This is a genomic window from Anaerobacillus sp. 63XJN7_5_ISO-PGPR-S23-430, from assembly GCF_056173695.1.
Genome location: NZ_CM149686.1, coordinates 305734 through 332181, shown reverse-complemented (window position 1 = coordinate 332181; position 26448 = coordinate 305734). Strand labels below are relative to the sequence as shown.

Annotated in this window: 17 protein-coding genes, 2 tRNA genes, 3 rRNA genes and 2 riboswitches; of the genes, 4 read left to right on the top strand and 18 right to left on the bottom strand. The window is 43.0% G+C overall.

Translation table 11 applies throughout. The features are described from left to right. Positions 1-4: 4 nt before the first annotated feature. The 15 genes from AC0VYJ_RS01845 to AC0VYJ_RS01775 form a co-directional block, all read right to left on the bottom strand. Positions 5-691, bottom strand: a complete 687-nt coding sequence (locus AC0VYJ_RS01845; RefSeq protein WP_475367441.1) for an urease accessory protein UreF — start codon at positions 689-691, stop codon at positions 5-7. Then, positions 684-1124, bottom strand: a complete 441-nt coding sequence (locus AC0VYJ_RS01840) for an urease accessory protein UreE (protein WP_194222450.1) — start codon at positions 1122-1124, stop codon at positions 684-686. Before AC0VYJ_RS01840 ends, AC0VYJ_RS01845 begins: the two co-directional genes overlap by 8 nt. A 12-nt stretch (positions 1125-1136) precedes the next feature. Next, complete coding sequence (gene ureC / locus AC0VYJ_RS01835; RefSeq protein WP_475366376.1) at positions 1137-2843, bottom strand: urease subunit alpha; 1707 nt, start codon at positions 2841-2843, stop codon at positions 1137-1139. Then, positions 2840-3163: an urease subunit beta gene (locus AC0VYJ_RS01830; RefSeq protein WP_430242440.1), complete on the bottom strand. Its 324-nt coding sequence runs from the start codon at positions 3161-3163 to the stop codon at positions 2840-2842. Before AC0VYJ_RS01830 ends, ureC begins: the two co-directional genes overlap by 4 nt. A gap of 15 nt (positions 3164-3178) precedes the next feature. Next, a complete protein-coding gene (locus AC0VYJ_RS01825; RefSeq protein WP_475366375.1) occupies positions 3179-3481 on the bottom strand; it encodes an urease subunit gamma in 303 nt (100 codons plus the stop codon). 864 nt (positions 3482-4345) lie between these two features. Continuing rightward, a 5S ribosomal RNA gene (rrf, locus tag AC0VYJ_RS01820) occupies positions 4346-4462 on the bottom strand. 154 nt (positions 4463-4616) lie between these two features. Further along, a 23S ribosomal RNA gene (locus AC0VYJ_RS01815) occupies positions 4617-7546 on the bottom strand. A 148-nt stretch (positions 7547-7694) separates the two neighbouring features. Further along, positions 7695-7770 (bottom strand) — tRNA-Ala (locus tag AC0VYJ_RS01810). Between the two features lie 11 nt (positions 7771-7781). Continuing rightward, positions 7782-7858 (bottom strand) — tRNA-Ile (locus tag AC0VYJ_RS01805). 175 nt (positions 7859-8033) lie between these two features. Further along, a 16S ribosomal RNA gene (locus tag AC0VYJ_RS01800) occupies positions 8034-9585 on the bottom strand. Together the 16S, 23S and 5S rRNA genes with 2 tRNA genes alongside form the textbook arrangement of a ribosomal RNA operon. 643 nt (positions 9586-10228) lie before the next feature. Next, positions 10229-11524 (bottom strand): NCS2 family permease, encoded by a 1296-nt coding sequence (locus AC0VYJ_RS01795; RefSeq protein WP_194222465.1) that lies wholly within the window; start codon positions 11522-11524, stop codon positions 10229-10231. 184 nt (positions 11525-11708) lie between these two features. Next, positions 11709-11810: riboswitch (purine riboswitch) on the bottom strand. An 85-nt stretch (positions 11811-11895) separates the two neighbouring features. Next, on the bottom strand, positions 11896-13434 hold the full coding sequence (gene guaA, locus AC0VYJ_RS01790; RefSeq protein ID WP_475366374.1) for a glutamine-hydrolyzing GMP synthase: 1539 nt from the start codon (positions 13432-13434) through the stop codon (positions 11896-11898). Positions 13435-13585: 151 nt separating this feature from the next. Further along, positions 13586-13687, bottom strand: a riboswitch (purine riboswitch). Between the two features lie 37 nt (positions 13688-13724). Further along, the gene (locus tag AC0VYJ_RS01785) at positions 13725-15896 is read right to left on the bottom strand and encodes a transglutaminase TgpA family protein (RefSeq protein ID WP_475366373.1); all 2172 of its coding nucleotides are present in this window, start codon (positions 15894-15896) and stop codon (positions 13725-13727) included. Further along, a complete protein-coding gene (locus tag AC0VYJ_RS01780; RefSeq protein WP_475366372.1) occupies positions 15883-17133 on the bottom strand; it encodes a DUF58 domain-containing protein in 1251 nt (416 codons plus the stop codon). The genes AC0VYJ_RS01785 and AC0VYJ_RS01780 overlap by 14 nt, the downstream gene beginning before the upstream one ends. Next, the gene (locus AC0VYJ_RS01775) at positions 17130-18104 is read right to left on the bottom strand and encodes an AAA family ATPase (protein WP_475366371.1); all 975 of its coding nucleotides are present in this window, start codon (positions 18102-18104) and stop codon (positions 17130-17132) included. The genes AC0VYJ_RS01780 and AC0VYJ_RS01775 overlap by 4 nt, the downstream gene beginning before the upstream one ends. A 360-nt stretch (positions 18105-18464) precedes the next feature. Between AC0VYJ_RS01775 and fdhA the strand changes: the two genes are divergently transcribed. Both fdhA and AC0VYJ_RS01765 read left to right on the top strand, forming a co-directional pair. Beyond that, the gene (gene fdhA, locus AC0VYJ_RS01770; RefSeq protein WP_475366370.1) at positions 18465-19682 is read left to right on the top strand and encodes a formaldehyde dehydrogenase, glutathione-independent; all 1218 of its coding nucleotides are present in this window, start codon (positions 18465-18467) and stop codon (positions 19680-19682) included. A gap of 95 nt (positions 19683-19777) precedes the next feature. Next, a complete protein-coding gene (locus tag AC0VYJ_RS01765; RefSeq protein ID WP_283153163.1) occupies positions 19778-20131 on the top strand; it encodes a DUF488 domain-containing protein in 354 nt (117 codons plus the stop codon). A gap of 67 nt (positions 20132-20198) precedes the next feature. Here the strand turns inward: AC0VYJ_RS01765 and AC0VYJ_RS01760 are convergent, their stop codons facing one another. Then, the gene (locus tag AC0VYJ_RS01760; RefSeq protein ID WP_475366369.1) at positions 20199-22229 is read right to left on the bottom strand and encodes a catalase; all 2031 of its coding nucleotides are present in this window, start codon (positions 22227-22229) and stop codon (positions 20199-20201) included. 144 nt (positions 22230-22373) lie between these two features. After that, complete coding sequence (locus tag AC0VYJ_RS01755; RefSeq protein WP_475367440.1) at positions 22374-23021, bottom strand: MFS transporter; 648 nt, start codon at positions 23019-23021, stop codon at positions 22374-22376. A 134-nt stretch (positions 23022-23155) separates the two neighbouring features. Here AC0VYJ_RS01755 and istA point away from each other — a divergent pair, with 134 nt between their 5' ends. Next, entirely contained in the window at positions 23156-24658 is a 1503-nt protein-coding gene (istA, locus tag AC0VYJ_RS01750; RefSeq protein ID WP_475366368.1) for an IS21 family transposase, read from the top strand. Further along, positions 24655-25368: an IS21-like element helper ATPase IstB gene (gene istB / locus AC0VYJ_RS01745; protein ID WP_206891096.1), complete on the top strand. Its 714-nt coding sequence runs from the start codon at positions 24655-24657 to the stop codon at positions 25366-25368. The genes istA and istB overlap by 4 nt, the downstream gene beginning before the upstream one ends. 39 nt (positions 25369-25407) lie before the next feature. On the opposite strand, the gene AC0VYJ_RS01740 is transcribed toward istB, so the two are convergent. Further along, positions 25408-26067 carry an MFS transporter gene (locus AC0VYJ_RS01740; RefSeq protein ID WP_475366367.1) on the bottom strand — a complete coding sequence of 220 codons (660 nt, stop codon included), beginning with the start codon at positions 26065-26067 and terminating at the stop codon, positions 25408-25410. Positions 26068-26448: the final 381 nt, after the last annotated feature.

The window sequence follows — 26448 nt, the reverse complement described above, 5'->3', positions numbered from 1 at the left end:
TTCATTAACTCATAAATAGACGAACATTGATCGCCTCATGCTTCATTTGTGCAATTTCAAGGCCAGGAGCGCCTATCCCAAAGTCACTGTCTTCAAGAGACATAATCTGCTTCACACAATCTGTTAAAAGTGGCTGAATTGAAACAAGAATTTGCTGTCCTTCTGTTTGACCAAGCGGGACGCCTCGAACCGCGTTTTGAACGAGTGACGAAGCAGTTGCAAATCCGTAGCATGAAACCGCACTTTCAACATCAATACCAAGGTGATAACATACAATCGCAAATACTAGCGCCCCATGGCCGTACACCTTTTTCTCCTTCATTGCATCCATATACTGATTAAATATCGCGTTCGGATAAAGGGTGGAAACTACCTTAACTAAGCGATTACCAATTCTTCTGTTCCCTTCTCGGGTCTCCCTAGCCATCCCCAACGCATACAATGATTGATCCAGCTCCCATAGACGATTCGTGTCATCCATTTCTAAGGCTTCATACGCAAACCGACAGGCAAGTCCATCCGTATAAACTAGCTGATTCATTAGAAAAAGCTCAAGAACATGTTGAAATGAAGAAGAGTCATGAATTGTGCCATTTGTAATATATGTTTCTATTCCAAACGAATGCGAAAAGGCCCCTGAGGGAAACTGCGAATCACTTAGTTGAAGGATCGGAAAGAGCGCATTAGTCATGCCCAATGTATTTAAAAGCTTCTTTCATTTTTCGTTTTTCAATCACATGAGAAATATTTAGTTCTGTTAACAACTGAATAACTAGATAATCATGTTGCACAATCATCTCATCTCCTTCAAATTGTGCTGGCAAATGGCGATTGCCTAGCATATGAGCGACTTCTCCCATTTGTTTCAAAGAATTAGGATAAATGACGATCACTTCATCTTCCATCACACTGACAATAATCATATTGTCATCCGCACGATACAGAATATCACCATCGACTAAATCTTTCGGCTTAGAAAGTTTAATCCCAAGCTCTTTTCCGTGATCGGTCTTTACTCGCTGAATTCGTTTCACAAGTTCATCACTTCGAAGATAAACTCTTTCTACATGCGGTAGCGTATCCTTTTCGTCACGAATGTTTCCTTTTATCTCACTAATGATCATCTGTTTACCACCTCAAAATAAAAAGTATCTTTGTGCAAGCGGTACGCTCGTTGCCGGTTCGCACGTAACTAGCTCACCATCCACCACGACTTCATACGTTTGTGGATCCACCTGAATATCAGGAGTCTCACCGTTGTACTTCATGTCTTTCTTTTTTAGCTTACGAATATTCTGAACAGGACGAATGATTTTCTGCAGCGAAAGCTGGTTATGAACACCTTTTTCAATAGCCGATTGTGATAAAAAGGTAATCGAGGTTCTAAATTTCGCTTTCCCGTATCGGCCAAACATCGGCCTATAGAGAGCTGGTTGAGGAGTAGGAATCGATGCATTCGGATCCCCCATTACACTCCAAGCAATCATCCCACCTTTAACGATCTGTTCGGGCTTTACTCCGAAAAAACCAGGTTTCCATAGAACAAAGTCCGCTAGTTTCCCTACTTCTATGGACCCCACCTCGTCTGATATACCATGGGCAATGGCCGGATTTATCGTGTATTTCGAAATATAACGTTTCACCCGCTCATTATCGTTTTCTGAACCCTTTGGAAATGCCCCACGTTGCTTTTTCATTTTATCCGCCGTTTGCCACGTTCTTGAAATCACTTCTCCAACTCGTCCCATTGCCTGTGAATCCGAACTAATAATGCTGAAAACACCCATATCATGCAAAATATCTTCTGCAGCAATGGTTTCTTTTCGAATCCTTGAGTCAGCGAATGCCACATCCTCCGGTACGGAAGAATCAAGATGATGGCAAACCATCAACATATCAAGATGCTCCGCAATTGTATTTGTTGTAAATGGTCTAGTAGGATTCGTCGAGGATGGAAGGATATGCTCATAAGAAGCGGCCTTAATAATATCCGGGGCATGCCCCCCGCCTGCGCCTTCTGTATGGTAAGTATGAATGACGCGGCCATCAATTGCGTTTAAGGTATCTTCTACAAAACCACCCTCATTTAATGTATCGGTATGAATCGCGACCTGAATATCATATTCATCCGCCACGGTTAATGCCGTGTCAATGGAAGCAGCAGTCGTTCCCCAGTCCTCATGAAGCTTCAAGCCTATCGCACCCGCTTCTATTTGTTCGCGTAAAGCTTCTTCACCTGAGGCATTCCCTTTGCCCAAAAACCCAAGATTAACAGGGAAAGCTTCTGCTGCCTCAAGCATCCGGTGAATGTTCCACTCCCCTGGAGTACAAGTTGTCGCATTTGTCCCAGTCGCTGGACCTGTCCCTCCTCCAAGCATCGTCGTAATTCCAGACTCGATCGCAGTATCGATTAATTGTGGACATATAAAATGTATATGAGAATCAATTCCACCTGCTGTTACGATCATTCCTTCTGCGGCAATAACCTCTGTAGAAGCACCAATCACTATATCAATGCTGTCCATCAAATAAGGGTTACCTGCCTTTCCAATTGAAGCAATACGACCATCCTTCACACCGATATCCGCTTTATAGATCCCCGTATAATCAATGATCAACGCATTCGTTACAACAAGGTCTACAGATTCGCCTCTCGCAGCAAGTGGATGTTGACCCATTCCATCGCGAATCACCTTGCCTCCACCAAATTTCACTTCATCACCATAAGAGGTTTCATCTCGTTCTACTTCAACAAACAATTCTGTATCTGCTAACCGAACTTGATCCCCAACCGTCGGACCAAACATATCAGAATAGGCTTTTCTTGAAAGTTCAAAACTCATTGATCTACCTCTCTATCTAACGAACCGTTTGTTTTATTATTTAGTCCAAACACCTTTCGATCACCAGAAAACGCGACTAGCGTGACTTCTTTAGCGTCACCTGGTTCAAAGCGGACAGCAGTACCTGCAGCAATATTTAAATGCATCCCAAAAGCAAGGTCACGTTCAAACTTTAAAGCTTCATTTACCTCATAGAAATGAAAATGAGATCCAATTTGCACTGGTCGATCGCCAATATTGGTTACTTCAATTTCGATTGATTCTTTCCCAACATTACAACTAACAGAAGAAGATCTTAACTTATATTCACCTGGAATCAATGCTCAGAACCCCTTTCATATAATTGGATCGTGAACGGTTACTAATTTTGTTCCATCTTGAAAAGTAGCTTCTACCTGAATATCTGTGACCATTTCTGGGACACCTTCCATTACATCTTCTCTTGCTAAAATCGTTCTTCCATACTGCATCAATTCTGCGACGCTCTTCCCATCTCTCGCCCCTTCAAGTACTTCATATGTAATAATCGCAATAGCTTCTGGATAATTTAGCTTTAAGCCTCGAGCCTGTCTTCTTCTCGCCAAATCTGCCGCCACAACGATCATCAATTTTTCTTGTTCTCTCGCCATTAGCTTCAATGAAAGTTCTCCTCCCGCACATAGAAACCGAAAATTAAGATAATTCATATTATACATAAAATAGTAAGTTAAAAAATATGTTTAGATTATTTTTATATTGAAGTCTTATTTTAAGTTAAGCATTCCTTCTACCTAAAATCCTTAACATATAAGGTTTTGGTAACGCATACAATTTTTATGTTCTATATGAATCCATTTAAAAATAATATGTTAGATTAACTGACAATCAGCAAGATCAACAAAAAAAGAAGAAGCAATTCGCTTCTCCCATCATCCTACTTATGAAATATTACTCGCTAAATTTTCAAGTATTAATTTAGTTTTATGGAGATGCAGGACTTTTAATACGGGGATGGTGAATGAATCAGGTGAATAACTTAGAAATTAATGGTAATTCCGCGATATTTTATATAATTCCGCGAAAATCAGATTTATTCCGCGCTTTTCCATGATAATTCCGCGAATTTGAGATTAATTCCGCGAACGTAAAAACCATACAAAAAAAGCGAGAAACCCTCAGGTCTCTCGCCTTTCATCTTGTGCCCAGCGACGTCCTACTCTTGCAGGAGGAGATCCTCCAACTACCATCGGCGCTCGAGCTTAACTTCCGTGTTCTCATACGGGGCGCGATAAGCGGCGAACTTCTTCGTCAGCTGCGCGATGCCAGATCCTCATGGATCTCTCGAATATCCACTCCGGTCTGACATCACTTGCTTCCTCGAATTTCTTGCTTCTCCCACCCCTACGAAGCTTTCGAAGAAGTCTTTGATTGTCTTTCCTGCAGCTTTTTTCTCTTACGAGCTTACTACACTTTTTGAATACAAAAAAGCGAGAGACCTGAGGGTCTCTCGCTTCTCTTATGTTGCCCAGCGACGTCCTACTCTTGCAGGGGGAGATCCCCCAACTACCATCGGCGCTGAAGAGCTTAACTTCCGTGTTCGGCATGGGAACGGGTGTGACCTCTTCGCCATCATCACTAGACGATTCAGGTGTTCCCTGAAAACTAGATAGCACGCACAACTTTCCAATATGTCCAGCTACGTAAGCCAAATCCTCGATCGTTTCACCTTTTGATTCTGACTCAAAAGCCTCCAACGCTTGTCGGATTTAAACGGCTTACTTCGCTTTTCGTTTTTAGGTTAAGCCCTCGATCGATTAGTATTCGTCAGCTCCACGTGTTGCCACGCTTCCACCCCGAACCTATCTACCTCATCATCTCTAAGGGATCTTACCAGCTTCATGCTGTGGGAAATCTCATCTCGAGGGGGGCTTCATGCTTAGATGCTTTCAGCACTTATCCCTTCCACACGTAGCTACCCAGCTATGCTCCTGGCGGAACAACTGGTACACCAGCGGTGTGTCCATCCCGGTCCTCTCGTACTAAGGACAGCTCCTCTCAAATTTCCTGCGCCCGCGACGGATAGGGACCGAACTGTCTCACGACGTTCTGAACCCAGCTCGCGTACCGCTTTAATGGGCGAACAGCCCAACCCTTGGGACCTACTTCAGCCCCAGGATGCGATGAGCCGACATCGAGGTGCCAAACCTCCCCGTCGATGTGGACTCTTGGGGGAGATAAGCCTGTTATCCCCAGGGTAGCTTTTATCCGTTGAGCGATGGCCCTTCCATGCGGAACCACCGGATCACTAAGCCCGACTTTCGTCCCTGCTCGACTTGTAGGTCTCGCAGTCAAGCTCCCTTGTGCCTTTACACTCTGCGAATGATTTCCAACCATTCTGAGGGAACCTTTGGGCGCCTCCGTTACACTTTAGGAGGCGACCGCCCCAGTCAAACTGCCCACCTGACACTGTCTCCGCACCGGATCACGGTGCTGGGTTAGAATGTCAGTACAGCCAGGGTAGTATCCCACCGACGCCTCCATCGAACCTGGCGGTCCGACTTCTATGGCTCCTACCTATCCTGTACAAGCTGTACCAAAATCCAATATCAGGCTACAGTAAAGCTCCATGGGGTCTTTCCGTCCTGTCGCGGGTAACCTGCATCTTCACAGGTACTATAATTTCACCGGGTCTCTCGTTGAGACAGTATCCAAGTCGTTGCACCTTTCGTGCGGGTCGGAACTTACCCGACAAGGAATTTCGCTACCTTAGGACCGTTATAGTTACGGCCGCCGTTTACTGGGGCTTCGATTCAGAGCTTCTCCCGTAAGGGATAACCCCTCCTCTTAACCTTCCAGCACCGGGCAGGTGTCAGCCCCTATACTTCGCCTTACGGCTTTGCAGAGACCTGTGTTTTTGCTAAACAGTCGCTTGGATCTTTTCACTGCGGCTCCCCTGGGCTATAAACCCGAGGAAGCACCCCTTCTCCCGAAGTTACGGGGTCATTTTGCCGAGTTCCTTAACGAGAGTTCTCCCGATCGTCTTAGGATTCTCTCCTCGCCTACCTGTGTCGGTTTGCGGTACGGGCACCTTTTTCCTCACTAGAGGCTTTTCTTGGCAGCGTAGAATCAAGGACTTCGGTACTAAATTTCCCTCGCCATCACGACTCAGCCTTCATGGTGAACGGATTTGCCTATTCACCAGCCTAATCGCTTGGACGCGCATTTCCAGCAGCGCGCTCTCCCTATCTTTCTGCGTCCCCCCGTCGTTCAAACGGAAAGGAGGTGGTACAGGAATATCAACCTGTTATCCATCGCCTACGCCTTTCGGCCTCGGCTTAGGTCCCGACTAACCCTGAGCGGACGAGCCTTCCTCAGGAAACCTTGGGCTTTCGACGGACAAGATTCTCACTTGTCTTTCGCTACTCATACCGGCATTCTCACTTCTAAGCGCTCCACCAGTCCTTTCGGTCTGACTTCACAGCCCTTAGAACGCTCTCCTACCATTGTCGTAAGACAATCCACAGCTTCGGTGATACGTTTAGCCCCGGTACATTTTCGGCGCAGCGTCACTCGACCAGTGAGCTATTACGCACTCTTTAAATGATGGCTGCTTCTAAGCCAACATCCTGGTTGTCTAAGCAACGCCACATCCTTTTCCACTTAACGTATACTTTGGGACCTTAGCTGGTGGTCTGGGCTGTTTCCCTCTCGACTACGGATCTTATCACTCGCAGTCTGACTCCCGCGGATAAATCGTTGGCATTCGGAGTTTGACTGGATTCGGTAATCCGGTAAGGACCCCTAGTCCAATCAGTGCTCTACCTCCAAGATTCTTGCCGCGAGGCTAGCCCTAAAGCTATTTCGGAGAGAACCAGCTATCTCCAGGTTCGATTGGCATTTCACCGCTACCCACACCTCATCCCCGCATTTTTCAACATGCGTGGGTTCGGGCCTCCATTCAGTGTTACCTGAACTTCACCCTGGACATGGGTAGATCACCTGGTTTCGGGTCTACGACCACGTACTATTTCGCCCTATTCAGACTCGCTTTCGCTGCGGCTCCGCCTTCTCAGCTTAACCTTGCACGGGATCGTAACTCGCCGGTTCATTCTACAAAAGGCACGCTGTCACCCATTAACGGGCTCCAACTAGTTGTAGGCACACGGTTTCAGGTTCTTTTTCACTCCCCTTCCGGGGTGCTTTTCACCTTTCCCTCACGGTACTGGTTCACTATCGGTCACTAGAGAGTATTTAGCCTTGGGAGATGGTCCTCCCGGATTCCGACGGGGTTTCACGTGTCCCGCCGTACTCAGGATCCGTCTCGGAGGGCATCGGATTTTGACTACAGGATTGTTACCTTCTCTGATGGACCTTTCCAGGTCGCTTCGTCTATCCGTGCCTTTGTAACTCCAAAGAGACGTCCTACAACCCCAGAGGGCAAGCCCTCTGGTTTGGGCTGATTCCGTTTCGCTCGCCGCTACTCAGGAAATCGCGTTTGCTTTCTCTTCCTCCGGGTAATGAGATGTTTCAGTTCCCCGGGTCTGCCTTCCATTCCCTATGTATTCAGAAATGGATACCATCCTATTAAAGATGGTGGGTTCCCCCATTCGGAAATCTCCGGATCAAAGCGTACTTACAGCTCCCCGAAGCATATCGGTGTTCGTCCCGTCCTTCTTAGGCTTCTAGTGCCAAGGCATCCACCGTGCGCCCTTAGTAGCTTAACCTTCGATTTGTTAGGCATTACTGCCATAACGCATCAGTTATTACTAAGTTATTGCATAAAAAATAATTATTGGATGTCGTTGTTTGTGCTATCTAGTTTTCAAGGAACAAGGCTACTACTTGATTAGTATTAATCATTAGTAGATGTGTTGGTGGAGCCTAGCGGGATCGAACCGCTGACCTCCTGCGTGCAAGGCAGGCGCTCTCCCAGCTGAGCTAAGGCCCCAGGATCTTTTATGGTGGGCCTGAGTGGACTCGAACCACCGACCTCACGCTTATCAGGCGTGCGCTCTAACCAGCTGAGCTACAGGCCCACAAAAGAAAAGTAAATACCCCGACATAGCCATTAGCCGGAGGTGTTTCTTAAAAGAGACTTGCTCTTCTTCAAAACTTACCTTTTCAGTTGAAAGAAGTAAATCATTCTTTCAAAACTAAACGAAACGCTCATGTAAGGTTGGTAACGTAAGTTACCTTCGTAATTCTCCATAGAAAGGAGGTGATCCAGCCGCACCTTCCGATACGGCTACCTTGTTACGACTTCACCCCAATCATTTGTCCCACCTTCGGCGGCTGGCTCCATAAAGGTTACCCCACCGACTTCGGGTGTTACAAACTCTCGTGGTGTGACGGGCGGTGTGTACAAGGCCCGGGAACGTATTCACCGCGGCATGCTGATCCGCGATTACTAGCAATTCCGGCTTCATGCAGGCGAGTTGCAGCCTGCAATCCGAACTGAGAACGGCTTTATGGGATTCGCTTCACCTCGCGGTGTTGCTGCCCTTTGTACCGTCCATTGTAGCACGTGTGTAGCCCAGGTCATAAGGGGCATGATGATTTGACGTCATCCCCACCTTCCTCCGGTTTGTCACCGGCAGTCACCTTAGAGTGCCCAACTAAATGCTGGCAACTAAGATCAAGGGTTGCGCTCGTTGCGGGACTTAACCCAACATCTCACGACACGAGCTGACGACAACCATGCACCACCTGTCACTCTGTCCCCCGAAGGGGAACGTCCTGTCTCCAGGATTGTCAGAGGATGTCAAGACCTGGTAAGGTTCTTCGCGTTGCTTCGAATTAAACCACATGCTCCACTGCTTGTGCGGGCCCCCGTCAATTCCTTTGAGTTTCAACCTTGCGGTCGTACTCCCCAGGCGGAGTGCTTAATGTGTTAACTTCAGCACTGAGGGTGGAACCCCCCAACACCTAGCACTCATCGTTTACGGCGTGGACTACCAGGGTATCTAATCCTGTTTGCTCCCCACGCTTTCGCGCCTCAGCGTCAGTTACAGACCAGAGAGCCGCCTTCGCCACTGGTGTTCCTCCACATATCTACGCATTTCACCGCTACACGTGGAATTCCACTCTCCTCTTCTGCACTCAAGTCCTCCAGTTTCCAATGACCCTCCACGGTTGAGCCGTGGGCTTTCACATCAGACTTAAAAGACCGCCTGCGCGCGCTTTACGCCCAATAATTCCGGACAACGCTTGCCACCTACGTATTACCGCGGCTGCTGGCACGTAGTTAGCCGTGGCTTTCTGGTTAGGTACCGTCAAGGTACCGCCCTATTCGAACGGTACTTGTTCTTCCCTAACAACAGAGCTTTACGACCCGAAGGCCTTCGTCACTCACGCGGCGTTGCTCCGTCAGACTTTCGTCCATTGCGGAAGATTCCCTACTGCTGCCTCCCGTAGGAGTCTGGGCCGTGTCTCAGTCCCAGTGTGGCCGATCACCCTCTCAGGTCGGCTACGCATCGTCGCCTTGGTAAGCCATTACCTTACCAACTAGCTAATGCGCCGCGGGCCCATCCTGCAGTGTTAGCTCGAAAGCCAACTTTCAACATTGCACCATGCGGTGCGATGTATTACCCGGTATTAGCTCCGGTTTCCCGGAGTTATCCCAGTCTGCAGGGCAGGTTGCCCACGTGTTACTCACCCGTCCGCCGCTAAGATCAGGGAGCAAGCTCCCATCTCTTCGCTCGACTTGCATGTATTAGGCACGCCGCCAGCGTTCGTCCTGAGCCAGGATCAAACTCTCCGATAGAAAGCTCAATCTAGCTTTTAAAACAATGTTTTGTTTCCGTAGAAACAACTACTTACATGGCGTTTCGTTCAGTTTTCAAAGATCGATTTATTTCTTTCGTTGTCGTTTTCAGCGACCCAACTAATATAGCATGTTGTTTCGTTTGATGTCAACAACTAATTTGAAATGTTTTATTTAGTGTTACCTGCTTGTTTTAGCGGCAACGTTATTTATAATACATGAAGTGCAAAATGATGTCAATCACTTTTTTTCATGCGTTTGTTGTTGTTTTCTTAACAACGTTCTCTACTTTATCAGTAAAGAATGATATGGTCAATAGTATTTTTCAAATTAATTAAATCAATATGACATAGCTTGCTTAGAGAGACACATTAATATTAGTAGATATTCACGTCTAATTGATCCCCTATAATGAAGCTTCTTTTTTAACGGAGATTAAGAAGAACTATGTTTAAGGTTAAACAAACGTTTAATTAACCTTTTAACTAACAAAATGAATTTCCTCGCCTCACTCTACTTAAGCAACAGAAAAGTACCCTCTCACTTCGGTTACGAAACTTGATCTCACCTTAATAATGGAACAAACCGAAGAGTATCACTACATAACAAAAAGCAGCCGATTTCTCGACTGCTCCAAAACGAACTATGCTAAAAACACGAAATATGCGATAAATACAAAGAACAAACCATACATGATTGGATGAATATTTTTCCCCTCACCTTTTACGACCATAGTGATCGGGTACATTACAAATCCTAACGCAATCCCTGTTGCAATACTGTATGTTAATGGCATTGCAACAATTGTTAAGAATGCTGGAACCGCAATCTCAAATCGTTTCCACTCAATGTTACCGAGTACGCTCACCATCAGGACACCGACTATAATCAAGACTGGTGCTGTAACTGAAGGTGTGACCACTGCTAGTAACGGAGAGAAGAATAGTGCTAACAAGAAAAATCCTGCTGTTACAACAGATGTAAAACCAGTTCGACCACCTGCCGCTACTCCTGATGAAGATTCAATGTAGGCTGTCGTTGTTGACGTACCAAGTACAGCGCCAAGAACAGTTGCAGATGAATCAGCAAACAATGCTTTCCCTGCTCTTGGAAGTTTGTTGTCTTTCATTATGCCTGCCTGCGTCGCAACAGCTATTAAAGTACCCGCTGTGTCGAAGAAATCGACGAATAAGAACGTGAGAACAACGACAAGCATGTCAATTGTAAACAAATCACCAAGATGACCTAAAGCAACGCCGAACGTTGGTTCAAGACTTGGTACGCTACCCACAATCCCGCTTGGAATCGGCACCTGGTTAAAGATCATACCTACGATGGCTGTAATCACCATTCCGTAGAAAATACCGCCAGTTACGTTACGAACCATTAAGATAACAGTAATAATTAATCCGAAGACTGCAAGTAACGTCGGACCTGCGAGAAGATTACCTAGTTGAACAAGTGTAGAATCATTGTTTTGAACAATTCCTGCGCTTTGAAGACCGATAAATGCTATAAAAAGTCCAATCCCGCTCGCTGCCGCGTATTTTAATTCCATCGGAATCGCGTTGATGATCATTTCTCTAATTTTAAAAATGGTAATAATAATAAAGATAATTCCTGAAACAAGTACCCCTGCAAGTGCTGTTTCCCACGGTACGCCCATAACGGTGACAACAGAATAGGTAAAGAACGCATTCAATCCCATTCCTGGCGCCAGAGCGATTGGATATCCCGCTAGAACACCCATAATTAATGTACCGAGCGCAGCAGCAAGTGCTGTGGCAGTAAAGACAGCTCCTTGATCCATCCCTGCATCGGCCAAAACAGCCGGATTCACAAATAGAATGTAAGCCATTGATAAGAACGTCGTTAATCCAGCAATAGTTTCTTTTCTATATGTTGTATTATGCTCATGAAAACGAAAAAAACGATCCATTTCTTTAAGTCCCCCTTATTCCCCTTCATCCATCATTCTAACGGTTTAGTAACCTTTCTTTATTCTTGATTCATTTAGGTTAACTATTCATAAAAAGAAAAAAGCTCCAGGTTCTCTACCCGGAGCGGACTAATAGGAAAAGAGAAGGTTCTCCACGAGTCGCTACATGAGCAAGACGTTTCAATACTTTCTCTATTTCCTTCGTAGTCAGGTTATTTACGGTAACCTGGTAGAGACTTTCGGGCCTTATTCCCGATGTTATACGATGGATGGTCGTTCTATTTATTTACTTTTGTAGTGTATCAGCTTTCTCACAAGCCGTCAATACAAAACACGAACATTTTATCTATTTATTTATATTTCGTTCGTGTTTACTCCCACTCAATTGTAGCGGGCGGCTTAGAAGTAATGTCATACACAACGCGGTTAACGTGATCCACTTCGTTAACAATTCTTGTAGAGATAACCTCAAGGACTTCAAATGGGATACGCGCCCAGTCAGATGTCATGCCATCGATTGATGTTACAGCACGAACACCAATTGTGTAGTCATACGTTCTCGCATCACCCATAACACCAACACTACGGAAATCAGGAAGCGCGGTGAAATATTGCCAGATATCACGATCAAGCCCTGCTTTTTTAATTTCGTCACGAAGAATCGCGTCAGATTCACGTACAACTTTTAACTTTTCTTCTGTCACTTCTCCGATCACACGGATACCAAGACCCGGCCCCGGGAACGGCTGTCTCCATACAATTTCGTCTGGAAGACCAAGCTCTGTACCTACTTTACGAACTTCATCTTTGAAAAGCATATTTAAGGGCTCAATCAAATCGAGCTTCATATCTTCAGGCAGACCGCCTACGTTGTGGTGGGACTTGATGGTTTGAGCAGTCGCTGTTCCACTCTCAACGATATCTGTGTAAAGTGTTCCTTGTGCTAAGAAGGACATGTCTTCAAGCTTTTCAGACTCTTCCTCAAAAACATAGATAAACTCGTTACCAATGATTTTTCGTTTCTTCTCTGGATCAGTTACACCTTTAAGCTTTGTAAGAAAACGATCAGCAGCGTCAATTTTGATCAAATTCATATCGAAGCCTTCACCAAATGTTTTCATTACGCTGTCTGCTTCGCCTTTGCGAAGAAGACCATGATCGACAAACATACATGTTAGCTGGTCACCGATGGCTCTATGAATGAGGGCGGCAACTACAGAAGAGTCAACTCCACCACTAAGGGCGCATAGAACTTTTTTTTGCCCAACGGCTTCACGGATTTCATTAATTTGCTCATCGATGAAGTTTTCCATTGACCAGTTACCATCACACTCACACACTTTATAAACAAAGTTTTTCAATAGTTCATTGCCGTGCTCAGTGTGACGAACTTCCGGGTGGAACTGAACGCCATATAGGTGGCGAGAAGCATCGCTCATTGCCGCAACTGGACAAGATGGGTTTGTTGCGGCCACTTCAAATCCTTCAGGTGGAGCTTTAACAAGATCACCGTGACTCATCCATACAGATTGTTCTTCTGGTAGACCATCATATAATGGGGATTTGTCCTTGATTGTCAGCATCGCCTTACCATACTCACGGTGTTTCGCCGCTTCTACACTTCCACCAAAGTGATGTGTCATTAGCTGCATGCCGTAACAGATGCCAAGAACCGGAATGCCAAGCTCGAAAATTTCTTCATCGCAGCGCGGCGCGTCTTCACCATATACGCTGTTCGGACCACCTGAGAAGATAATTCCCTTTGGATTAATTTTCTTTACTTCTTCAGCAGTAATCGTGTTCGGGTGCAATTCACTAAACACACCAAGGTCACGAATACGTCTAGCAATTAGTTGATTGTACTGTCCACCGAAATCGAGGACAATAATGGATTCCTGTTCTTCTAACATCTAATTCCCTCACTTCTATTTAGTCTCTAGTAGCATTGCCGAAATCGAATCGAAAAACAGGGGATTAACAAGCTTTTCGATCTCTTTCATCCAAGGTCATATAAAAAAAGCCAGAACCCTGCCATGGTACAAAGGCAGAATCCTGGCTTATACTAGGAGTATCTGCCTTCATAGTCAGATCATTTACGGTGATCCGGTAGAGACTTCTGGGCCTTATTCCCAGGGATATACGAAGGTTACAACTTGTTGTTCAAACTATGGATTCATTCTATCAACCGTCTATACAGCGGTCAAGATTGCATCTTTTTAATTAAATTTTCCCATAATTCCTTCATTTCATCCCAACCATCACTGTTCGCTTTTCCACGATAGTAATTTTCTTCGTAGCGACGTGTTAATTCCTTCATATCCTCTGTTTGAAGCTTGCTGTCAACTTGAACAGCATATTCCCGCAAAGTCTGATTTTCCCCTCGCTTAATGCCATGTAAGTCTAACAACCATAGCAGTCGAAAATACGCTTCAGATAGCACCTTTCCGTCATCTCGTTTCTTATACCTTGAAATAACCAACCGCTTCAACCATTTCTTATAATTCTTAAATACGACGTATCCAAGTAACAACAGAATAAGCACAAGCACAACGGTATACCACACTGTCCATTCAAACGATACAGATGATGAACCTGATGATGCCTGTTCCTCTGGTGTTTGTTCCTGCTGCTGCGCCTGCTCTTCTTCAGTTTGTGCAGGATCAGGTGCTTCAGAATTTGTCGCTTCATCATCACTATAATCGCTAACAAAATCAGCCTGGTTAGTGAAGCCTCGAGTTGGTTCAAAAGGAACCCACCCCACTTCCGGGAAGTATGCCTCAACCCACGAGTGTGCGTTGTTATTTGTTACTTCATACTCTCGATAGTCTCCAGCAGCTGCCACAAATTCTCCCTCGGTAAATCCTTTGACCCATCTTGCTGGAATCCCGAGACTTCTTAAAAGAACGGTCATCGAACTAGAGAAATTATCGCAATAACCTAGCTGCGTTTCAAAAAGAAATTGATCGACATAATCATCATTATCCCCAGGAACGGCAACGTCCATTGTTTCATATACAAAACCATTCCCTACGAAGTAATTTTCGATCGCCCTCGCCTTATCATAAGGATTTTCTTCTTCTACCGTAATTTCTTCAGCAAGATCACTGACTCTCTCAGGAAGAGATTCCGGTAATTGAAGGTACGTATTTGCCAACCGATCTGAATAGTTAACTGGTGCTTCTCGTAACATCTTTTCAGAAAAGGTAGGGGATTCGTAATCTAAATTATAATTATCAAGCACAATAGACTCGCCAAGATTTTGTGTAAACACTTTTCCAGTCAGAGGATTTTCAAGTAGTTGAACTTCTGCTCCCGTTTCGATGTTTGTTACTTGTCCTGGATGGACAATAAAATCAAACTTCTCATTCCCAGTCATATTCATCTTCATATCAAAGGCTTCTAACTCAACACCATCTTCAAATAATGTTTCTGTGCTACCTTCAAAAATAACTCGATCTTGTACGGAAGATTCCCAGCCTTTGCCGGTATACACATCTTTCGTTTCAACACGCCAGTACCCTCTATCTTTAATTTGTGCAGTAAAAACAGGAGTGTCGTCCATGACGAAAGGGCCGCCAAGTTGTGAGTCATCTTCTCCGTATCCAATCTTACTAATTCCGTTGCCATTTCTCCCTGCGCCGTCACCATCTCCAGTCGTTTTCTTCAGGAAAGGTACCGGATCCGGCCATTGCGGATCAGCCTTCGGAGCGATATAACCGAATATAGAAGAAAAAGCAATAACAACAACTAGTGGCATAAGCCAATAGACTGGGAAGCGACCCTTTGAAAAAATAACTCCCTCTTGTTCTTGAATTCGCAGAATTTGAAGAAGACCTAGTAATACAAAACCAATGATCACAATACGAATAATCGCATTATCCGCTTGATAAGTTGTAAAGGTATCAATAACCGAAATGTAAACGATCGTCACTAATAGAAATAAGAAAATCCGTCTTGTTTGAATTAACCAGTATTGCATTAAATAACTTATAAGCCATAGCAATATGAAAAACAAGAAGGTTCGAAATACATTTGACAAACGATCAAAACTACCATCAAATAGAAAACCGACGTTCTGTGAAAAGTCTGATAGAAAGTAATCTACCCACAGAAATTCAAAGAACGGTCCCGGAAAAAACATGGCATGTAGAGCATATACTAACGCCACTCCTTTAATCGGGAAAGATAGCCAAAAAGGTAGCTGAAAATAAGATAGCAAAAATAAAAATGCCGTAAACAGAATAAAAATTTCTGTTTGACCTGTATCTGAAATGATCGAAAGAGGTCGTAGCCATTCCCAGAACAGAAGAAAACCCAATCCATAGAGGAGAAGCGCGTAAAGCCAATCTGTTTTTTCATTACCTTGTTGCACGCTTCCCACCCCCTTTTATTTCCTCATTAAACGAATCTCCCACAATCACGTGTGCTTTAACACCGTATAGAGTAAGCTGATTAAGCTCAGCCTGTTGCGCTAACGTAATGTGCTCAGTGACATAAAAGAATTCCACTTGAACCTTTCGTGCAACAAGCTCTTTTAACGTAGAAGTGAATGCCCCATCAAGCGAAGGACTAATGATCATAACACCTGTTCCAGCAGGGAAATGATGAGCCTCTCTTTTAACAACTGTATCAAACGTTGTTATCCCGTTAGCTTGAACTCGTGCGAGATGATGAAATACTCTCCTTCGTTGTGCTCTTCCACCATTAATATTCAGAACAGAATGATCTTTTCCTGAGGAAACAAGACCGATCATCGCATTCTGCTTTAAAGCAGCGTTTGTCACGGAAGCAGCTAGTCTTACACCCTTCTCGAATAAAGGTGAATCTACACGACCATAGTGATCGGTCTCTCGATCGAGGAAGACCATATAATCCTGGCTAATTTGTTGTTCAAATTGCTTGGTTAATAGTTTCGAACCTCGCGCGGTTGCTTTCCAATCAATCCATGACAATTTATCTCCTGGTACATAATCTCGAACACTAACTGCCGTAGAATAATCTAAATCTGCTTTACGTGGAGAAGGTCTCGTCCCAGAGAGCTGCTGATTATAGGGAGACCATGATATTTCTTGATATTGCGGTAGAACATAAACCGCTTGATCGTTCTCTATCATATTCTCATGTTGGACGAATCCAAAGAGGTCCCCCGTTCGACAGCGTAGTTTCTTAAAATGGTATTCTCCTCTCGGAATTGGCTTGATGGTATACCGATAAGTTAACTCTTTTTTGAACATGGGAAGAAGCAAGGCAAGTGAACGTTTTTGATACCTTGAGGAGGCTTCTCTAGCAAACGGAGCTAACCGATCAGGAAGCATATCTTCAACAACTAAATAAAAAAGAGGAAAGTGACTTTTCCGCTCTATCTGGATCGTAACAGTTAACTCCTGTCCATCTGTTAATTCTGTATGACTGATCAATCGCGTCATCTTGATTGCGCTCAAGGGATAGAAAATAAGAAGGATAGAATAGATAACGAAAGGTAAAAAACTATAGAACAAGAACCAGCTCACAAAACCTCCCTGAAACATCGCATACGAAAAAGTAATCAGGAAAAGCAGTGCTAAAAAGAAAAACTTTAACACTCTGTTATTCGCTAGCTTCTCTCTCATTTCACTTTCTCTTCCTTTTGAAGAGGAACTCTTACACGATGAAGAATCTCCTTAATAATCTCCTCAGGCTTCTGTCCTTCAAACGCAGCCTCTGATTTAAGAATGATGCGATGGGATAATACAAAAGGAGCTAAGAATTTCACATCGTCAGGTAGTACATAATCGCGATTGCGCATGAACGCATACGCCTGACACGCTTTCATTAGTGAGAGTGACCCGCGTGGACTAGCTCCAAGATAAATAGATGAGTTATTTCTCGTTCTACTCACGATATCGATAATGTATTGTTTAACAGACCCTTCAACAAACACAGCTTTCACCTTTTTCTGCATCTCAAGAAGGTCTTCCAGCTCAAGGGCCGTCCCAATCGAGTCAATTGGATGCGCGTGTTCCGTACGATTCAATACTTCAAGTTCTTCTTCAGGAGATGGATAGCCCATACGTAACTTCAATAAAAAGCGATCAAGCTGAGCTTCCGGCAGAGGATACGTTCCCTCGTATTCAATCGGATTCTGTGTCGCCATAACAAAAAACGGCTGTGGAAGAATGTGCGTTTCTCCATCAACCGTTACATTCCCCTCTTCCATTCCTTCTAGAAGGGCCGATTGTGTTTTAGGTGACGTTCTGTTAATTTCATCTGCCAAAATAATATTGCCTAATAACGGTCCTTTACGAAATTCGAATTTCATCTCACGTTGATTAAAAATGGATACACCTGTTAAATCAGACGGGAGTAAGTCTGGTGTGAATTGAATTCGATTAAACTTTGCACCTACTGATTTTGCAAGAGCACGAACCATCATCGTTTTACCAACACCCGGTACATCCTCCAGAAGGACATGACTTCCAGCAAGCAGCGCAACCAGGCTTAATTCTGTTACATCTCGCTTACCAACCATCACCTTCTCAATATTTTCAATCACTTGTTTGACAGCCGGGTGGTACGCATCAAATTGGTACGTTGAACTCATAGCTGATTCCTCCAATAGTCATTCTCAAATTTTTATTTTTAAAAAACAGGTCTCTTTACCTATCGTTTTCCAACAATTTAACAAGAGTAAATGTCTGAATTCTCATAACCTTATTGTAACAAAAAATACTTTAGGCACGTTAATAAGAAGCGAGTTTTCCTATAATTTCATTATTGATCCAAATAAAGATATGACTAGCTACATCGCAAATCGTTTCATACTGGATGAAAAAGGGAATACAATTTTCAGATGAAAACACCAAAAGAATCCTGAATCTTCAAACCATTATAATGAGGTGAGTACATAAGATTACGCTATGCCTCTCGTCCCACTCGTCTAAAACGAAAAGGAGGAAATTAAATGGTAGGTAATCGCGGTGTCGTTTATACAGGTGCAGGTCGTGTAGAAGTTCAGGATATTAGCTATCCGGATTTAGTTCTTCGTGAGGGTCCAGGCGTTCCCAAGAGTAATGTCGGCCGTAAATGTGAACATGGAGTAATCTTGAAGAATATCGTGACGAATATATGCGGGAGCGATCAGCATATGGTGCGCGGTCGCACAACTGCTCCTTCTGGTTTAGTTCTCGGCCATGAAATTACCGGAGAAGTGATTGAGGTTGGACGAGATGTTGAATTCATTAAAAAAGGAGATATTGTCTCTGTTCCATTCAATGTTGCTTGCGGTCGATGCAAAATGTGTAAGCGTCAGGACACCCATATTTGTCAAAACGTAAACCCTGAACGTCCGGGCGCAGCTTACGGATACGTTGATATGGGCGGCTGGGTTGGTGGCCAGTCCGAATATGTGATGGTTCCTTATGCAGACTTTCAATTACTAGCCTTTCCCGATAAAGAGAAAGCGATGGAGAAAATCCTCGACTTAACGATGCTATCGGATATTTTTCCTACCGGCTACCACGGAGCGATTAGTGCAGGAGTAACGACAGGGTCCACTGTGTATGTCGCTGGAGCAGGACCAGTTGGACTCGCTGCAGCCCATTCTGCTCAGTTACTTGGTGCTGCTGTTGTGATCGTTGGCGATTTAAAAGAAGAACGTCTCGCTCAAGCACGGAGTTTCGGGTGTGAAACGATTAATCTCAAAGAACACAACGATCCTGGCGAACAAATCGAACAAATACTCGGTATACCTGAAGTGGATTGTGCGATCGATGCAGTTGGTTTCGAAGCTTATGGTCATGGAACAGATAACGAAGAGCAGCCGGCAATAGTGCTAAATACGATGATGGATGTTGTAGAAGCTGGAGGAAAGATGGGGATTCCAGGGTTATATGTAACAGAGGACCCTGGAGCAGATGACAAAGATGCCAAGGAAGGCTCACTTAAAGTAAGATTTGGACTTGGCTGGTCAAAAGCCCACCATTTTGTTACAGGACAAACACCTGTCATGCAGTATCACCGTCAATTAATGATGGCGATTTTAAATGGAAAAGCGGATATCGCGAAAGCTGTAAATGCAACCGTTATCAGTCTTGATGAAGCTCCTCAAGGGTATAATGAGTTTGATAGTGGTGTATCAAAAAAGTTTGTCATTGATCCACATGGGATGTTAAGAAGGTAAATCAAAAAGAAGCCAATCCTTATCGCTAGGATTGGCTTCTTTTTTTAAGTTATATACTACTAATACGAAGCCAATAAATCCGGAAGGTGGTTTAAATGTCAGTTATTCTTAGACGAATTTATGGAGAAGATTACCCGCTTGAAGGGAATCGTATTCTAATTGACCGCGTATGGCCGAGAGGCATTTCAAAAGAAAAAGCCAAATTAAATGAATGGATGAAGGAAATCGCACCAAGTTCTTCGTTACGAAAATGGTTTGATCATGATCCTGATAAGTTTGAAGACTTTAAGAAAGCATATCAAGAAGAAATCAATGGAAGTAAGACGGCACAGACGAAATTACAAGAACTAAAGAAAATGGCTACAAACGAAAGACTTGTTCTTTTATTTGGGGCAAAGGATATGGAGCATAATCATGCGGTAGTGTTAAAAGAAATAATTGAAGGTTGAACAAGGATTTTCACTTATTCCACTAAAAAAGAGAGGATCTAATCCTCTCTTCCTTCATTCTATTCCATTATACTAGCTCACGATCCCAGTGACGATGCGTTGCAATAGCTTCACTGAACTCTTTCACGAATGTATTCATATCTTTACCAGTGACTACTCCTGGTTGACCTACTAAGTCGTTATTCTCTAGCCACTTCATCCCTTCATGCGTTCCACCGATCGGTTTAAAGTGTGAGAATGCTTCATTGATAAAGTAATTAGCGGATTGATAGAATCCTTTGCTTTCCTGATTTCCACCAACCGCATAAATAGCATCAAATAAAACGGATTCGCTTGTAAGGAACGTATGATCAATTTCAGCCTCGGCTCCGTCAGTGGCTTTTTTCACACCACGTTTGTCACTAATGAGCTCAGGCTTAATGCCTTTTTCTTTAAGCTCATTAAGCACTTGTATGAGTTCTTCTCCATTAAATCCATCGTCTACAATGACACCTACTTTTCTAGTATCCGCAGTAAATGTTGTATTTAGTTGGCTAAGCGCAGGTGATGTCTTCGTGATATCTGATCCACCTTTTGTAGGTTCTTTAGCTCCAACATTCTGAGCAACGGTTTGAGCAAGGTCAAGGTTGATATTCGAAAGCATATCGACCACTTGTTGCTGAACTGACTTACTCTTTAGCTTGCCGAGCTCAAAGCTAAAGGCATTCTTGATATGTTCTTTCTCCACATCACTCATGCTGTTATAGAAAAGAACCGCTTGAGAGAAATGGTCTTTAAAACTTTCACTGCGTGCGCGAACCTTATGACCTTCTACTTTCTCCTGATAATGAACATAGCCACCCTCTTCTTCTGTAGCTGGTTCTGGCTGATTATCTGCAAGAGAATTTTTGTGATAGCTTACTTGACCTTTGTTAATTGTTTGACGCATAAAGCCATCACGCTGATTGTTAAAGAACGGGCAAACAGGTCGATTAATCGGCAATTCATGATAATTTGCACTTCCGAAACGATTGATTTGTGTATCTGTATAAGAGAACAAGCGCCCTTGAAGTAGCGGGTCATTGGAAAAGTCGATGCCTTTTACGACATTACCAGGATGAAAAGCAACCTGTTCGTTTTCAGCAAATACGTTCTCGACATTTCGGTTTAATGTCATTTTCCCAACGATTTTTACAGGGATATCTTCTTCTGGCCAAATCTTAGTTGGATCAAGAACATCAAAGTCAAAGTTAAATTCATCTTCTTCTTTGATAATTTGCACGCCTAGTTCCCACTCAGGATAGTCGCCATTTTCAATGGACTCATATAAGTCTCCGCGGTGGAAATCAGCATCTTTGCCTGAGATTTTTTGCGCTTCATCCCACACGAGCGAGTGTACGCCCAACTTTGGTTTCCAGTGAAACTTAATAAACCGCGCTTCTCCTTTTGCATTCACAAACCGGAATGTATGAACGCCAAAACCTTCCATCATACGTAGGCTTCGAGGGATCGCTCTGTCTGACATTGCCCATAGCGCCATGTGTGCTGATTCTTGATTGTTAGCAATAAAGTCCCAGAACGTATCATGAGCAGAGGCAGCTTGCGGCATACCGTTATGAGGTTCAGGTTTGACCGCATGAATTAAGTCAGGGAATTTAATGGCATCCTGAATGAAAAAGACTGGAATGTTATTCCCAACTAAATCGTAGTTCCCTTCATCTGTATAGAACCGCGTTGAGAATCCTCTCACATCTCGAACCGTTTCAGAAGAACCTTTTGAACCTGCCACCGTTGAAAATCGAACAAATACTGGCGTTTTTCTGGAAGGATCTTTTAAGAATTCTGCATCCGTATACTCTTCCAATGAATCATATACTTCAAATTCACCATGAGCGGAAAATCCTCTTGCGTGTACGACACGTTCAGGGATACGCTCATGGTCGAAATGCGTCATTTTTTCTCTGAAATGAAAATCTTCCATCAATGTCGGTCCGCGTTCACCGGCTTTAAGGGAAAATTCATCTTCCGAAACTTTCAGGCCCTGATTTGTCGTCATTTTCCCTTTATCATTTGTGCTATATTGTTCTAGTTGTTCTTTTTTCTTATTGTCTTCACTCACAGTAATACCTCCCGCTAATATATGTAAAATCTTATATAGGAAGGTTCCCCTAATAAAGTAAGATCAAACCATATTTTAGATTATTAGCTATTCTTTACTATGCTCGATTATTCAATCTGATTGGTCTATAAAACCATACTCGCATTAATCTACATTTCTCAATTCATGATATTTCACATAGACGAAGCAAGCATACAGCACAACTAGAAACGCACCGCCTGACATGATATGTTGAATGCCAATACCTGCTGAGAGAAGAAGGGAAGTCATCGCATAGCTAACAGGAATAAGCCCCATTGAAGCTAAAGACAGCAAACCCATTACTCGCCCTAGCACTTTCTCTTGGATCAATGACTGAATTGCAGAAAATAAAGGGATGTTACTTCCAGAAAGACACACCCCAAAAATAACCAGCATGACAATACTTACCCATAGCTCCGTCGAGAAACTCAGACCTATAAAAGCACAACCAGAAATGATTAACGCAAGCAAAGCTACTTTTCCTCGTCCTTTCATTAGATTAAGAATACCGATTACTACTGCCCCAATTAACATTCCAATCGCCGCCCCGGCTTCCATTAAACTGAAAGCAAATGCATCTCCATTTAAGACTGTTTTCACAAAAAGAGGTAGCCCCATGGAAAGTGGTCCAACGAGAAATAGATTCATAAAGACCGTTGTTAGTACAACTACCACCAGAATCCTAGATTCTTTCACATAGAGAAGACCTTCTTTAAAAGTTTCAAAAAAAGTTTGGTCTTGATGATTCTGTTCTGCTTCTTGTTTGTTTATGGCATTCTAAAAATGTAAGGTTTGGCAGCTAATTTATGTAGGAGCTGAACATAAAAAAAGCCACTTGCCAATCACTCCCAATAACTTTAAACTCCTCGTTGGACCAACAACGTTCGACAGGAGGCTATTAGGAGATGTTAGCAGTGACTGAAATTAATTATATCAGATATGAAGCCAATCAAAAAGGCGATTCCTATGCGGATATAGGGCGACGCATGAAGATTGATGCACGTACGGTTAGCAAGTATGCCAACCAGGAAGAATTCAAGTCCAGAAAGAAGCAAACGCGCCGATCACCGGTAATGGATCCAGTTAAACCTATTATTGAGAAATGGATCAACGAAGACCTTAAGAAGAAAAAGAAGAACCACCGTACTGCCAAGCGCATGTACACACAGCTAGTAAAAAATCATAGTTTCACAGGTTCATATAGAAGTGTGCGTGACTATGTTTCAAAGAAAAAGAAAGAATTGAAAGCGTATGTAGAAGAGGCAGCACTCCCTCTTGAATCTATACCAGGGACTGCCCAAGTAGATTTTGGAGAAGCACCATTCATTTATCAATCGAAGGTGATTGACCTTCCATATTTAGTAATGTCATTCCCCTACAGTAATACGTTTTATTTTCAGGTTTTTCCTTCGGAAAACACAGAGTGTTTACTGGAGGGTCTTCAACGTATGTTTCATTATATGGGAGGCGTACCACATACAATAAGGTTTGATAACCTTTCGCCAGCTGTAAAGAAAATAGGAGCTAAGGGGGAGCGCGAGCTCACCAATACATTTGAACGGTTCGTGTTACATTATGGCTTTAAATATGAGTTCTGTAATCCAGGGAAAGGAAATGAAAAAGGGCATGTGGAAGCCATGGTGAAATATGTGCGAAATAATTTCCTGTTGCCTGAATGTACCATACTAGACCTTGATCACTTCAACGAGACATTATGGACATTAGCCAAAGAAGACCGTAGTCGTGTTCATTATGATAAGGGTATTTTACAAACACACCTTCACTCAGAAGATAAAGATGAGTGGTTGATACCCCCTGTTAAATCTTACGATTGCGTAAGGTATGAAACACTAACCGCAGATAAGTATGGGATGGTCTCGGTAGACAATAAGCTATATTCTACATCACCGCGTTTTGCCAGGCAGAAAGTAAATGTCCATATCACCTATAATTCTGTAGTCATTCTAAATGATCATAACGAGGTGATTGTGAGGCACAACAGATTGTATGGGATAAAGAGAAAGTCGATGATTTGGCAGCCCTATTTAGATTTATTGTCGAGACGTCCAAGAGCAATCAAATATTCAAGCTTGTATGAGCAGTTTCCACCAGTATGGACGGAATACTTAAACCGTTGCACAGAGCATGAACAGAAAGAAGCCTTACAATTACTCGGGAAACTGTTGAAGAATAACGACTTTGAATTATTGAATCAAGCACTTGAATTGGCCATGGGACATGGTCATCCTAAGGCAGATCACATTAAGCATTGTTTTTACTCGATCATCCAAGAAGACAACAGCTATCAAACCATTAAGCCAACGATGAAAGTTCCTATTGTGCCGGCAGCCACGAGGGGTTTGTCTCACTATGATTCCCTCATGGAGACTGGAGGTCGAATAAAATGAATCACCAAATAGAAATGTTGGCCAAACGTTTGAAGTTAAGCTGGATTCGAGAGCATTATCAGGAGGTCAAAGCCGAAACGAATGAAGAATTCCTTCTGGAATTATTCAAAAAGGAAGTAGAGAATCGGGAAGAAAGAAAAATCAACCTTTTACTTAGCCAGGCTCAACTACCTAAGACGGGTACTCAACGATTTTTGTGGGAGCATATTCAAATCCCACAAGGGATTAGCCGAGAAGCTGCGTTGAATGGCGACTTCATCCACGAAAAAGAAAACCTCATTTTATATGGAGGAGTTGGCACGGGAAAAACATATTTGGCGACATTAATTAGCTTAAATGCCATACATAGGTTTGGCAGTAAAGTAAAGTTCTTTACGGTGGCATCTTTGGTGAATCATCTCATAGAGGCCAACCAAAAAGGAGAACTTCAGAAAGTAATGAAGCAGATCAAAAAGCTTGATTTATTAGTGTTAGATGAATTGGGATATATTCCGTTGAATAAAGAAGGAGCAGAACTACTCTTTCAAGTAATATCGATGTGTTATGAAACCAAAAGTATTATCATTACAACAAACTTACAGTTTGGACAGTGGAATCATGTATTCGGAGATCCAATATTAACGGAAGCAGTAATAGACCGACTGATTCATCACTCCCACCTACTTTTATTTACAGGTGAGAGCTTTCGATACAAGGAATCTTTAATTTAATACGTGGAGTGGCAAGTGGCATACATTTTTAACTGCCATTTACAACATTTTGTAGTTGCCAAATACATCTTGTTTTGGGATTTTCATCAAATAAATCAATACGCTTCCAAGAAAAAGCATTAGCGCTGTTACAGCGAAGACGATTTCATAGCTTCCAAAAGCAATAAGTAATCCTGCGAGCATAGGTGCAATAATAAACGATGCCTGGTTAGTCATTTGAATAATTGAATTGCCTCGAGTCAGATTTTCTTTTCGAATAATCGATGGGATCACAGCGCTCTCTGCTGCCCAGAAAAAAGCATCTAAAATTCCAAAGAAGAAGGCAACTCCAACAAATGTCCAAAGAGTGATATCTCCAAATATAAACCAGAGTACTAAACCACTAAGAAGGACCCCTCTTGAAAAATCAGATAAGAACATGATCTTCGTCTTACTCATGCGATCCGCTACCGTGCCACTTATCACCATAAATACTAGTCTTGGAATACTTGAAGCAATGTAAATGAGTCCGAGTGAAGCTTCAAGATTTAAAACATTCACCACGTACCAGCTCTCAGCAAAAAGAAAGAAGGAAATGCCAAAGCTTGATAAAAACGCTGCCGCCCATAAAAGAAGGAAATTTTTATTTTTAAATATGGAGTCAATCTTGTCTGCTTTTACATCCGGCATTCTTTCCATAACATTTTCTTTCATCGCCATTACTAACACCCCTGCTGTTTTGATACTTTAAGTGTAGCGAATCATAGAAAGCTAGACGATGACCCTCAGTTTGATAAGTACTCCGTCTTAAGACTGATTTAGAAAAAAATCCCTTTTGGAACAAAACAAAAAGCATCCTCTTGGCTCATCACCAAGAGAATGCTTTTGAACTTCAATCCGGAAATACCGGACGGAAGGGGAGCATGAATTACATCATGCCGCCCATACCATTTGATATTAAAATAAGGAGAAATAGAGATTCTAATTCCTTATTTTATAGCTCTATCAAGTAATTTAAAGTATTTATTGATAAATAGGACACTGATACATAAGAATATCATCCAGTCAAAATCCAGTCAGTAAAAGAGTTTTAAAACCGCA